The organism is Neolewinella litorea (assembly GCF_004803465.1).
GTDB lineage: Bacteria > Bacteroidota > Bacteroidia > Chitinophagales > Saprospiraceae > Neolewinella > Neolewinella litorea.
Genome location: NZ_SRSF01000003.1, coordinates 402,418 through 415,348 on the forward strand (window position 1 = coordinate 402,418; position 12,931 = coordinate 415,348).

General features: G+C 61.7%; 10 protein-coding genes. 5 read left to right on the forward strand and 5 right to left on the reverse strand.

Annotated elements, in window-relative coordinates; genetic code table 11:
- Positions 1–209: 209 nt before the first annotated feature.
- Positions 210–2,657 (reverse strand): helix-turn-helix domain-containing protein, encoded by a 2,448-nt coding sequence (locus tag E4021_RS10130; protein WP_136459001.1) that lies wholly within the window; start codon positions 2,655–2,657, stop codon positions 210–212.
- Between the two features lie 193 nt (positions 2,658–2,850).
- Complete coding sequence (locus E4021_RS10135) at positions 2,851–3,330, reverse strand: OsmC family protein (protein ID WP_246050270.1); 480 nt, start codon at positions 3,328–3,330, stop codon at positions 2,851–2,853.
- A gap of 153 nt (positions 3,331–3,483) precedes the next feature.
- Here E4021_RS10135 and rsgA point away from each other — a divergent pair, with 153 nt between their 5' ends.
- Genes rsgA through E4021_RS10150 form a run of 3 tightly spaced genes read left to right on the forward strand, consistent with a single transcriptional unit; the run spans position 3,484 to position 6,930 of the window.
- Complete coding sequence (rsgA, locus tag E4021_RS10140; protein WP_211096998.1) at positions 3,484–4,458, forward strand: ribosome small subunit-dependent GTPase A; 975 nt, start codon at positions 3,484–3,486, stop codon at positions 4,456–4,458.
- Positions 4,458–5,381 carry a class I SAM-dependent methyltransferase gene (locus tag E4021_RS10145; RefSeq protein ID WP_136459005.1) on the forward strand — a complete coding sequence of 308 codons (924 nt, stop codon included), beginning with the start codon at positions 4,458–4,460 and terminating at the stop codon, positions 5,379–5,381. The genes rsgA and E4021_RS10145 overlap by 1 nt, the downstream gene beginning before the upstream one ends.
- 49 nt (positions 5,382–5,430) lie before the next feature.
- Entirely contained in the window at positions 5,431–6,930 is a 1,500-nt protein-coding gene (locus E4021_RS10150; RefSeq protein ID WP_136459007.1) for a glycosyltransferase family 39 protein, read from the forward strand.
- Here the strand turns inward: E4021_RS10150 and E4021_RS10155 are convergent.
- The gene (locus E4021_RS10155) at positions 6,927–8,879 is read right to left on the reverse strand and encodes a Na+/H+ antiporter NhaC family protein (RefSeq protein ID WP_136459009.1); all 1,953 of its coding nucleotides are present in this window, start codon (positions 8,877–8,879) and stop codon (positions 6,927–6,929) included. The genes E4021_RS10150 and E4021_RS10155 overlap by 4 nt on opposite strands.
- Positions 8,880–8,997: 118 nt before the next feature.
- Between E4021_RS10155 and E4021_RS10160 the strand changes: the two genes are divergently transcribed.
- Both E4021_RS10160 and E4021_RS10165 read left to right on the forward strand, forming a co-directional pair.
- Positions 8,998–11,232, forward strand: coding sequence for a T9SS type A sorting domain-containing protein (locus tag E4021_RS10160; RefSeq protein ID WP_136459011.1), 2,235 nt, complete (start codon positions 8,998–9,000; stop codon positions 11,230–11,232).
- Positions 11,233–11,303: 71 nt separating this feature from the next.
- Positions 11,304–11,795, forward strand: coding sequence for a DUF4112 domain-containing protein (locus E4021_RS10165; RefSeq protein WP_136459013.1), 492 nt, complete (start codon positions 11,304–11,306; stop codon positions 11,793–11,795).
- Here E4021_RS10165 and cmk read toward each other — a convergent pair.
- Positions 11,776–12,459 carry a (d)CMP kinase gene (cmk, locus tag E4021_RS10170; protein WP_136459015.1) on the reverse strand — a complete coding sequence of 228 codons (684 nt, stop codon included), beginning with the start codon at positions 12,457–12,459 and terminating at the stop codon, positions 11,776–11,778. The genes E4021_RS10165 and cmk overlap by 20 nt on opposite strands.
- A 136-nt stretch (positions 12,460–12,595) precedes the next feature.
- Entirely contained in the window at positions 12,596–12,817 is a 222-nt protein-coding gene (locus E4021_RS10175) for a DUF2795 domain-containing protein (protein ID WP_068220307.1), read from the reverse strand.
- Positions 12,818–12,931: the final 114 nt, after the last annotated feature.

Consider the following 12,931-nt stretch of genomic DNA (forward strand, 5'->3'; position numbering starts at 1 on the left):
CGGTTGCCCCCGCCAGGGGATGCAGATTATTGTGAGATAGGTGGAAAAAAACTTGTCCGTTTCCTTGGTAGTGATTAAATTTATTTTACCTTAACGGTAGTGAAAGGCGGTAGATTATCCTGCTGTCTTTCCAGAGAATTAGTTTTCATTTGGTTTTTTGGGGTTATTGGGAGGCAACTTGTTGCCTCTTTTTTTTGGCCCGAACCAATCTATCCCGGCCCCGCCACCTTCCCGGCGTCGCGGGCCGCCCGGGCAATCCGGATCTCTCCGTAGTCGAAGGCCTGCTCAAAGTGATCGTACACCTCCCGCATGGGTTGATCCTCCGGAGCCCCCGCCAGGTAGGTCACCAGCTGCTCCAGACGGTCTTCCGACACGACGGCCGCCGCAGGCAGCTCTCCCTCCTCGATCCAGTAGGCCAGGTGGCCGTAGATGGTGCCTTCCGACAACTTGCGGACGGCCGCAATTTCCGTGACCGATTTTCCTTCCCGGAACAGCCGCAGGGTCGTGTCCCGCGTGTGTTCTTTCGGCCCTGCCGGAAGCGGAGCCGCACCGCGGTCCGCCCCTTCCGGCAACTGGCTAACGTACCTTTCCACGATCTCCAGGATTTCGTCGCCGTAGGATTCCAGCGACAGCGGTCCGAAGCCGGGAACGGCCAGCAAGGCACGCTTGTCGGCCGGCAGGAAATTACTGATCCCGAGCAGCACGGTATTGTGCAGTACCCTGTAGGGGGGCAGGTCAGCGGACTGGGCAGTAGCGGACCGCCACGCGGCTAGTTGGCTGTACAGATCCGGGTGCGCCGTCTCGGTGATCGCCGGTGCCGCCGGCCGCCGGGTCTTTTGCTGCTTCTCGAAGTCGAGGGTGGCATCCGCCTTGGCGCGTAGGTAGCTTTCCGCCCGGAATCCATCCCGCGCTACCCCGAAGGCACGCAGCTTGACGGAGAGCTCGAGACCGGCCTCTTTAAGCCGGTCGGAAATGGCATCGTACACCTTCTGGTTGTCGGACATGAAGGAAAGCTGGCCTAGTTCGGCGTAGACGGATTCCAGGTGCGGAAGCAGGTATTCGCCTGCCTTGCGGAGGCGTTTGGCGAGCTCCTCATTGTCTGCGGGTAGTTCCTCCGCCTGTGCGTAGTTCTCCAGCTGGGCACTGAAGGTGCGGCACAACTGGGCCACTTCCCTTTCCAGTTGGGTACGCAGGGCGCGCAGTTGTGTCAGCCCTTCCCCCTGGATGGACCGCTCGTGCTCGAAGAGCCCCCGCTCCAGTTGGGCCAGCCGCTGGTCCATGCCCGTGAAGTCGAAGAGCTCGCGCAGGCAATTCAGTTGGTAACGGCGCCGGTCTTCCCGTAAATCCGCTTCGGTGGGGGCCTGCTCTTCGGCCCTGGTGGAGTAATCCTTCACCACGCGGTCGGTCTTCACGCTGTGGTCGCCGATCCGGCTGCGCAACACGATTCCCTCGAAGGTTTTGCACCGACTCAGTGCCACATAGACCTGTCCGTGGGCGAAGGCGTCCGCCGCGTCGATGATCACGCGCTCGAAGGTGAGTCCCTGGCTCTTGTGGATGGTGATGGCCCAGGCCAGCCGCAGGGGGTGCTGCGTGTAGGTGCCGATCACCTCGTCGTTTACCTCCTTGGTTTTGGTGTTGAGCTCGTACTTGCGGTTTTCCCAATCCACCGGCAATACGGTGATCGCCTCCTCGTCGTCCGGACACTGCACGGTAATGCGATCACCCTCGATGGCGGTGATGCGGCCGATCTTGCCGTTGAAGTAGCGGTGTTCGACGGTGTCGTTCTTGTTGAACATCACCTGGGCACCCACCCGAAAATGCAGGGTGGGGTCGTTGGGATACATCGAAGCCGGGAAGTTGCCCGATACTTCCGCTTCAAAGGTGTGGAGGGGCCAGGGCAGGGTGCCCAGCTGGCGATCGTTGATGGCGTTGGCCGTACGGTTGTGCGACGTTAGCGTGATGTAATCGTCGCCGGAAGCGGGGGCGAAGTCGGGGCCCCGGTAGCGGGAATTCAGTTGCGCCAGGGTCTCCTGGTCGAGGCGGTCGTGGCGTACCCGGTTCAACAGTTCGATGAAGACGGCGTCCGACTGCCGGTATATGTGCTTCAACTGGATGGTGACCACCCCCGCCCGACGCAGTTCGACGCTGCCGAAAAAGTAGGGCGTTTCGTAGTCAGTTCGCATCTGGTTCCATTCCTCGTCGCGCACTACGGGGGGCAGTTGGTGCAGGTCGCCGATCATAAGCAACTGCACACCACCGAAGGGGCGGGAGTCGGCCCGGTACTTCCGCAGTACCGCGCTCAGGGCATCCAGCACGTCCGCCCGCACCATACTGATCTCATCGATCACCAGCAGGTCCAGGCTCCGCAGCACATCAGCTTTTTTGCGGTTCAGGCGGTGGGTTCGCATTTCGGCCTCGATGCGGGCCGGCGTGAGCACCCCGAAAGGCAACTGAAACTGGCTGTGGATCGTGACGCCCCGGGCGTTGATGGCCGCTACGCCCGTAGGGGCTACCACGACCTTGCGCTTCGGCACCGAATCGCGTATGCCGTGCAGGAAAGTGGTCTTTCCCGTTCCGGCCTTGCCGGTGAGGAAAATGTGGCGGTCGGTTTGGCTGACGTACTGGTGGGCGAGTTCCAGCTCCGGATTGGTAGACATGGTTGAGGTAGGTTTGGCCCGCAAGTAAGGGCGGCGGAGCGCAGGTGCAGCGTCTATAAACGTATATACTCGAATATATACGTTTATAGACGGATAACTAGTTGCAAGATGCTGTAAATCAGCTACTTGTATTTTGCGCTGGAACCCGCAATTTACGATATTAGGGCGCGCCTGCATGGCCACCCTTCCGAATTTAATGGTCCGACGCCGTCGTTTCAGGCTCGTAGGTGAGGGGCACGCGAACCGAGTTGGCGATGTAGCACTTTGCGCCTACTTCCTGGTGCAGTCGGTTGGCCAGGTCGATCTTGGCGGAATCCGCGATGCGCACGCGCGGGCGCAGGGTCACCTGGGTGAATCGCCCCGGCCCTTCGTCCGTCTCCAGCATGGTACCCTCGGCGCGGTCTTCGTAGTCGAGCACCACCACGCCGTTCACCGAGGCCAAGTGGAGGTACCACAGCATATGGCAGGAAGAAAGACTGGATACGAACATCTCCTCGGGGTTGTAGCGCCGCTTGTCGCCCCGAAAGTTGGGGTCGCTGGACCCCTGGATCTCGGTAGCTTTCCCCGGGGCCAGGATCAGGTGGTCGCGGGAGTAGGCGCGGTAGTCCAGCGTGCCGCTGCCGCGGTTGCCGGTCCAGCGGGTGTTGATCGAATAGCGGTGCAGTTTACTCACGGAAGGAAATTGAAGGGGTGGACACATACCGCGAGGGGGGCGCGGAGCACCTAAGATAACGCCTGCGCGGCAAGCTGGGCGTCCAGCATGTCGCGGCTCCGAATTTGTGGCGGCAGGCAACTTTCCATTCTTTTCGCGACTTTTATCCTTCACATGATCGCAGGCACCGTCACCAAATCTACCGGCAGCTGGTACAACGTACGGCTAGACGCTCCGACCCCGGAAGGGGACCGCGAGTTGCGCTGCCGCGTGGCCGGCAAATTCCGCCTGGATGAGCTGAACCTGACCAACCCCATCGCCGTCGGCGACCGGGTACGCGTAGAAGTGGAAACCAATAACGACGAAGAGACGGGGGCCATCCGGGAGATCGACGATCGCCGCAACTACGTCGTCCGTCAGAGTCCCCGCCGCAAGCACGACCTGCACCTGATCGCCAGCAACGTCGACCAGGCCGTACTCATCACCACGATCATCGATCCCGGCGTGAAATTGGGGTTCATCGATCGCTTCCTGCTCATGACGGAGCCCTTCGGTATACCGACCATTATCGTGGTCAACAAGGCCGACATTTACGAAGCGGAAGATATGGAAACCTACGAGGTCATTCGCGACCTCTACACCGACATCGGCTACACGGTCGAACTGGTAAGTGCTACCACCGGACAGGGAATCGCCGAGCTGCGCGAGCGAATGGAGGGAAAGCGGAACCTGCTCAGCGGGCAAAGTGGGGTAGGGAAGTCCACCCTGGTCAATGCCATCGAACCCGGACTGGACCTGCGCACCGGCGAACTCTCGGACTATACCGGCAAGGGGCAGCATACGACCACCTTCGCCGAATTGTTCCAGCTCAGCTTCGGCGGCGAACTGATTGACACCCCCGGCATCAAGACCCTGGGCTTTAATTACTTGAAACCCCAGGACGTGGCCCACAACTTCCGTGAAATCTTCGCCACCAGCGAGGATTGCCGCTTTGGCGGGTCCTGCCTGCACCGCACCGAACCCGGTTGCGCGGTCAAGGAATCGGTGGAAGAGGGTGACGACCGCGTGACCGAGCTGCGGTACTATTCCTACCTCCAGATCCTGGAAGAAGTGGAAAGCCAGAACTACTGGGAAAGGCGCAAGGTATAATGGCGAAGTGGTGGATGAAGGCCGTGGTCCAGAAGGCAATCTCCTTTCTGCCGCAGCGCGAACGCGTTAATTTCTGGTTCCAACGCTACGTCACCCGCGGCGTCGACCTCACCGACGAGCACTTCGGTTACAAGCTGGACGCCGCCCGCGACCACCTGGCCTACTACCGAAAGTACGGTGCCGCACCGCCCGCACAAGCTACGGCCCTCGAACTCGGCACCGGCTGGTACCCCATCGTGCCTACCCTGCTTTTCCTGGCGGGTTTCTCCCGCATCGTGTCCCTCGACATCCGCAACTGGCTCAGCCGCGACCGCCAACACCTGGCCCTGACCCGCATCCTGGATTACCACGATCGCGGCCTGCTGGCCGACTACCTGGAAAGGGTGGAGCCCGGGCGACTGGCGGTGCTGCGGCAGATTGTCGCTTCACCCGACCGGCTGACGGTCGCCGAGGTCAACGACCGCCTGCACCTGGAAGCCCGCATCATGGACGCTACGCGGCTGGACTTTCCGGACGACAGCTTTGACCTCATTTGCTCCAACAACACCTTCGAACACATTTACCCCGACGTGTTGCGCAACATCCTGCGCGAGTTCAGGCGGGTGGTGAAGCCCGACGGCGTGATGAGCCACTTTATCGACCTCTCGGACCACTTCGCCCACCTCGACCCCGACATTACCATCTACAACTTTTTACAGTTCAGCCGCGAGAACTGGGCGCTGGTCGACAACGACATACAGCCCCAGAACCGCCTGCGGTGGCCGGACTACCGGCGGATGTACGCCGAGCTGGACATTCCCGTCCGCGAAGAAGCGGTGCGCCCCGGCGACCTCAGTGCCCTGGCGACCGTCAACGTTCACCCCGATATCGGAAACTACTCCCCCGAGCAACTCGCCATCAGTCACGGCTACCTCGTCAGCTGAACAGCTTCGCAACCTTCCGGGGCACCCGGGCCGGTGCTACCTTTACGCCATGCGTCTGCCCAAACGACCCGCGGTACTGGCCGGCTTTTTACTCAGTCTTCTGGTGAGTATCGGCCTGCACTGGACCATCTTCCCGCTCGAGATCCAGGGCCGGCACAACTGGCGCCAATCGCAGACGATGTGGAACGTGCGCAATTTCCTGCACTACGACAACGACATCCTGAATGCCCGCGTCAGCCACTTCAACGGGTCCCACGATAACCTCCTCCGCTATGAATTCCCCGTCATGCAGTGGAGCATGGCCCAGGTCCAGCGCCTCACCGGCGAAAGTGTACTGGTGGCGCGCACCACGGTCTGGCTCATTGGCGTATTCGGACTGGTCGGATTTTACCTGCTGCTACGGACCATGGCCTTTTCCGCCGGCCTTTCCCTGGTCGGCACCGTATTCCTGCAGTTCTGTCCCCTCTTCTATTTCTATACCCTCAACGTGCTTCCTGATTTGCTGGCCCTCTCGGCGGGCATCTGGTACCTCTACCTGACCTTTGCCTGGTTCCGAGACCGGCGGTGGCCGCAACTCCTCGGAGGGCTTGCGTTTCTTCTGCTGGCAACCCTGGCCAAGTTGCCCTACGCCATGTTCGGCATCATCGGCGTCATGTACACCCTCGGTAACCTCTGGCGGGCGGGTCGCTTCCAGCCGCGGGTCATTGGCCTTGCCGCCCTGCATCTGTTGTTTCTCCTGCCGGCCATGCTCTGGTACCGCTGGGTAATGCCCGGCTGGGGGAGCAACCCGGTCCTCTACGGCATCTTCGGCAGCGCGAACAGCCGGGCGGAAAACCTTAAGATCCTGGACCATTTCCTGGAGCAGTACATCCCCTACGACCTGCTTTCCCCCCCGGTCTGGGGCCTGCTCTTGCTCGGTATCTTTCTGCCGGCTACCCGGAGCGGTGGCGTGCCCTTCCTGCGGTACGTTTGGGGGCTCTGCGGGGTCACCCTGCTTTACGTGGCCCTGCAGTGGAACACCATTACCGTGGTACACGACTATTATCTGCTACCGCTATTACCCTGGCTGTACATTTTCATCACGGCCGGCGCGGCTCGTATCTGGCGGTGGACCGCGGGTGCCGGTTTTCGCCCCCTGGGTGCCGGGCTGATCGGGCTGGCGGTGCTGGCGTCCCCCTACTACGCGCATCAACTCAGGCAACCGTTGTGGGAGGCACCCACCGGCGCGTACTATAATGTGATGAAGGATGCCTACCGCTACCAGGAGGCCCTGCAGGAGGCGGTGGACGACGATGAGATCGTGATTGCCATTAACGACATTTCGGCCCATATTTTCACCTGGTTGATCCGTAAACGGGGTTACGTCTTCCACAGCAACGGACTGCAGCCGGAGTGGATCGACGACCTGCACGAGAACCACGGCGTGAACTACCTCTATTCGAATTCCCGCAAATTCGACCAGGACTCCGCCGTGCAAACCCGCTTTGATTCCCTGCTGCTGAAAGCCGGAGACATTCACGTGTACCGGATCGCGGATCTCGAGGACTAGAGATCCATCTCCATCGTTTTTCCGACCGTGCGGACCACGAACCAGAGCAGGATAAGGCCCGCAGCCATCAGCGACAGGCAGACGAACCAACCGCCGCCAAGCAGGGTAGATAGGAAACCGCAGGCCAGGGCCACCGAGCCGACGGTGAGGGCGTAGGGCAATTGCGTGCGCACGTGATCGATGTGGTTGCAGTCCGAAGCCAAGCTCGAAAGGATGGTGGTATCCGAGATCGGCGAGCAGTGGTCACCAAGTACGCTGGCCGCCAGTACGGTACTGATGACGTTGTAGAACAGGCCCGCCGCAGCCGGTTCGTCCCAGCCGGAAATCATGGCGACCGTCCACGTCAGCGGAATGGCGATCGGGTAAAGAATAGCCATGGTACTCCAGCTGGATCCCGTGGAGAAGCTGATCAGGGCCGCCAGCACGAAAATGACCGGCTGCAGGAAGTAGGGATTGAGGGCATCACCCAACAGTTCGACCAGGAAAGTGGCCGTGTGCAATTCCTCCGTGGTCAGGGCCAGGGCCCACGCCAGGGTAAGAATCATCACCGCCGAGAACATCGACTTGAAGCCGGAAGTAAGGGAGCCCACGGTCTGCTCCACGCTCATGATCTTCTGCCCGATAGTGAGCGCCATGGCGACCAGCACGCCGCTCATGCTGGCCCAGAGCAATGCCACATAGCTGTCGGCCGCGCCGATGATCAGGCCCAGCTTTACGAAGAAATTGCCATCCAGGGAGGCCCATACCGCGCCCCAGTCGCTCGTTCCCGGTGGGTTCTCCATGCCCTGGTGGAGGCTGGTCAGGCCCGTGTCCACCAGGCCGATGATCGTCATTACTACCACGGTCAGCACCGGGATGGCCGCGTTGCGGGCCCGCAGCGGCGCGCCGCGGACGGGCTCGAGATCCTCCTGTTCGCTGCCGGCGTCTTCCTCCGTGCTGGTGGCCTTTACCACGCCGGTGGTGCGTGCGCGCGTTTCGGCGGTGAGCATGGGGCCGAAGTCCCGGCGCTGGTAGATGAGGTACAGGATAAAGGCGAGCGTGAGCACCGGGTAGTAGCTGTACTTCAGCGATTCAATGAATACCGCATACGGCGTGCTGTCGGCGAAGTGTTCCACCTGCGCGATGCCGTCGCCGATGTAGCCCAACTCCGCTCCGATCCAGGTAGTAATGAAGGCCACCGAGGCGACCGGGGCGGCGGTCGAGTCGACGATGTAAGCCAGCTTTTCGCGGCTGATGCGGAACTTGTCGGTCACCGAGCGCATCGTATTGCCCACGATGAGGGTGTTGGCGTAGTCGTCGAAGAAGATGGCCACCCCCAGGAGCCACGTCACGAACTGCCCGCGGCGCGGATTGGTAGCGTACTTCGACATGCGGTGCACCACCCCGGCCATACCGCCGTTGCGGCTGATGATGGCGACCATGCCGCCGATCATGAGGCTGAACACGACCACCGAAAGGTGACCGCTGTCGTTCAGCGAGTCGATCAGGTAGGTATCGACGACCGCGAGCAGCGCCTTGATGATGCCCAGGAAAAACTCGAAACGGAGCCCACCGGCGATGAAGGCCCCCACCCAGATGCCCGCGAACAGCGAGATGATCACTTCCTTGAAGATGAGCGCCATCCCGATGGCGATCAGCGGGGGCAGGATCGACAGCCACAGCGGAATGCGCCGCAGCTGATCGGGACCCTCCTGTGCGCTCAGGTGGTAGAGTTCCGTCTGATCACCCGAGTGGAGGAGCTGAATCCCCGGTTCTACGGTCAGCAACAGACCGTCGCCGGCGGGAGTAGCCGACACCGCTTCGCCGTTCACCGTGAATACGGCACCCGCGTCCGCGCCCTGAACGAAAAGGCTGCCTTCCCGGGTACTTACGCGATACTGGGCGTCAAGGCCCGAAATGGTAAAACAGCACAACAGGAGTAAGGCAACAAGGCGGTTCGGGGCGGGCATACGGGGGTCTTGACGCGCCAATATACGCCGAGCGCCCCCTACCTCCGAAATCGGCCCCCGGGCCGCCGCCGGACAAACATTACCCGACCGCCGGCGTACCTTGGCTAACGCACTGCCCATGATCCGACCCCTGCTTTTTGCCGCCCTGCTTATCGGCTGCCTGCCGCTCACGGCCCAGTTTAGCCTGGAACCCGCCCAACCGGTCGTCTCCCGCGCCGACGGAACCCCGCTGCCGCTGGCCTGGCTGGGCGGCCTGAACGCCCCGCAGTGGATGACCACCGACCTGGACGGCGATGGCGTAGCTGATCTCTACCTCTTCGACCGGGCGGGCGACGCGCAGATCGCCCTGCGGGGCACCGGAGCCGGCCAGTACCGGCCCGCCCCGGAGCTGACCGGCGGCTTTCCCACCGACCTGAACGCCTGGGTCATTCTGCGCGACTACGACGGCGACGGCAACGACGACCTCTTCACGTATTCCGCCGCCTTCGGCGGATTGCGGATCTACCGCGGCCGGCGCTCCGCGGAAGGCCTGCTTACGTTCGACAACGCCCCAACCTATTCGGGTCTGCGCTACCCCTTCGGGAACGGAACGGTACCCATCTTCGTCACTTCCATTGATTATCCGGCAGTTGACGACCTGGACGGCGACGGCGACCTAGATATCCTGACCTTCAGCGTAGCGGGGGGCTACGTGGAGTACTTCCGCAACCAGAGCGTGGAGCGGGGATTCGGGCGGGATACGCTCCTCTTTACCCTGGAGGACGAATGCTGGGGCGGCTTCTTCGAAAGTGGCCTTACCTCAGCCCTGGACCTGGCCGCCCGCCCGGGCGAGTGCGCCCGCAGTCAGCTGCCCGGTATGCCGGTGGAGCCGCGCCACTCCGGTTCCACCATCCTTACGCTCGACTACGACGGCGACGGGCTCAAGGACATTATGCTCGGCGACATCTCCTTCGAATACCTCGTGCTCGGGCGAAACACGGGTACCCCCGAGGAGGCCTTCATCAGCAGCCAGGATCCGACCTGGAACTCCGACGGGACGGTGGCGAATATCCCCTTCTTCCCGGCCGCCTACCACCTGGATATCGATCAGGACGGGGTGCGCGACATCGTGGCCAGCCCGAGCCAGACGCTCAACGCCGAGGACGTCAATGTGGGCTGGTACTACCGTAACCGCGGCACCGACGCGGCCCCCGACTTCGCCTTTCAGGACAGCCAGTTGCTGGTCAGGGAAAGCCTGGATTTCGGCAGCGGGAGTCGGCCCGCCATATTCGACTACGACGCCGACGGGCGACCGGACCTGGTGGTCGGAAACACCGAGAATTACAGCTCCGACGGGCGCATCAACAGCCGCCTGCGGCTGATCCGCAACGTGACGCCCCCGGGCGGATCACCGGCGTTCATCCTGGCCGACGACGATTACCTGGGACTTAGCCGCTTTCAATCGACGACTTCCGCCTTTACTCCGGTCTTCGGCGACCTCGACGGCGACGGCGACGCGGACGCGATCATCGGCGAGCGCAGCGGACAACTCATTTACCTGGAAAATACGGCCGGTGCCGGACGGCCAGCGGCCTTTGCCGAGCCGGTATTTGGATACATGGAACTTGACGCCGGACAAGTGGCCGTGCCGGACATAGTTGACCTTGACCGCGACGGCCGGTCCGATCTGGTGGTGGGCGGCTACGACGGGCGCATCCGCTTTTACCGCAACGTCGGTACGCCCACCAACCCCTTTTTTGATCCCGATACCGGTGCCCCCGGTAATGCCCTGCAATTGGGAGGCGTAAATACAAACCGCCCCGGCTTCTCTACCGGTTATCCCAGTCCGCTCGTGCTAACCTACCCGGACCGCTTCCTGCTCGTGACGGGCAACCGGGCCGGCACCCTGGAGGCGTACAGTTTTACCGATTATACGCTTCCGTTCACACCCTTGAACGACACCGTGGCCGGATTGGACGTGGGCAGCTTTTCGGTGCCGGCGGCGGGCGACCTGGATGCCGACGGGTCTTTGGAGTTCATCCTCGGCAACGAGCGGGGCGGCCTTACTTACTACCGCTCCGACCTGCCGGCGGAGGCCCCCACGACCGGACTATTTACGCCGTTGGAACCCACTTTCACCTTCCGTGCTTTTCCTAATCCGGCTTCGGGTACGGTCCGGCTTGCGGATTTGCCGGGGGCGCGGGTGCAAAACTTGCTGGTACTGACCGCGACCGGCCGGATCGTGCTCCATGAGCGGATCGACGGGCGGCGCGAGCATCGCATGGACCTGACAGACTTGCCACCGGGGATTTACGCAGTCAGGCTGGAAACGGCGGGGGAAGTGGGCATAATTCGACTGGTGCTGACCTATTGAGCCGGTAGTCGGGCGAACCTCCGCAGGCCGATTGCACTTGATGTTGCAGACCAGTACCCCTCAAGCGGACCATGCACCAACCAGACCATCCCATCCTTACCGAAGCCCAACGCAGCGTACCCCAATTGCAGTGGGTGGATACCTTCAGCCGCGTACTTGACACCAAATTTCGCATTCCCGGAACGGGGGTGCGTTTCGGGCTCGACTTCATCCTGGGGCTGGTACCCGGGGCGGGCGATATCCTTTCGCTGGGCATGTCGGGTACGCTCGTCGCTACCATGGCGCGTCACGGTGCCAGTCCGCGACTGGTAGCCCGTATGCTCGTCAACGTGGTGCTGGATGCTTTCGTCGGCTCCGTGCCGGTACTCGGCAACATCTTCGACCTCTTCTATAAAGCCAATTACCGAAATGCGGAGTTGATGCGGGAGTACTACGAGGAGGGCCGCCACCGGGGCAGCGTGTGGCCGGTGGTGCTGGCGGTGATCGTGTCGATCCTGATTTTGATGATCCTTTTGGTGTGGGTAACCTTTAAGATCTTCGAATTTATCTTCTCGCTGTTCTGAGTTGCTGCACGAGTTCCTCGCCGCGTTCTACCAATTCTTCGAGGCCGAGGTGGGTATTGTCTAGCAAAACCGCGTCGTCGGCCATGCGCAACGGGCTGTCGGCACGGTGGCTGTCGATGTAGTCGCGTTCTTCCAGGTTGGCGGCTACTTCCTCGCGCTGCACTTCCTGCCCGTCCGCCAGCAACTCACTTAGGCGGCGATCGATGCGGGTTTCCAAATCGGCGGTGACGAACAGCTTGAGGTCGGCGTCGGGGAATACCACGGTTCCAATGTCGCGTCCGTCGAGAATCACCCCGCCATCGGCACCCATGCGGCGCTGTTGCTCGACCATCGCGCGGCGCACTTTGGACAGGGCGGCTACCTGGGAAACCATTTTGCTGACCGATAAGCCGCGGATCTGGTGCTCCACGTCTTCACCGTTCAACAGCACGTGATTGTCTTCCGGCCGGAAGGCGATGGTAATTTGCCGGAGGGCTTCCGTCACCGCCGCGTCGTCTTCCAGGTTGACCTCATCGCGCTGGAGGTGCAGGGTCACGGCGCGGTACATGGCACCGGTATCGATGTAGCTGTATCCGAGCCGGCGGGCGAGGGCGCGGGCCAGGGTGGATTTACCACAGGCGCTATAGCCGTCGATGGCGATGGTAAGGGGGGAAGAGTGGGCCACGGCAGGCAAATTTTAAACGTAACGGGCGATTGGGCGGGGCTATAATACACACGACGCCGGTAACCCTAGGTTGCCGGCGTCGTGTCGGTTGGAATCTGGAGCTTGGGCACCCACGCAGGGGCGGGCGGGCAGAGTCCTAGTATTCGTCCTCGTTAAAGAGAAAGTCGTCCTTCCGGGGGTAGTCGGGCCAGATGTCGTCGATGGCTTCGTAGCTCTCGCCCTCATCTTCCATCGCCTGCAGGTTTTCGATCACTTCGAGGGGGCTGCCGGAGCGAATGGCGTAGTCGATGAGTTCATCGCGGGTGGCGGGCCAGGGGGCATCTTCCAGGTGTGAGGCGAGTTCGAGGGTCCAATACATAACTGACTGTTGTTTAAGTACCTAAAAAAGCCTTCAGGTCGCGATTTGTTTCCGCAGATTCGGGCGGCAAATGTAGTTATTCGCGGAAACTATGCATCGCTTGCCGGAAATTAG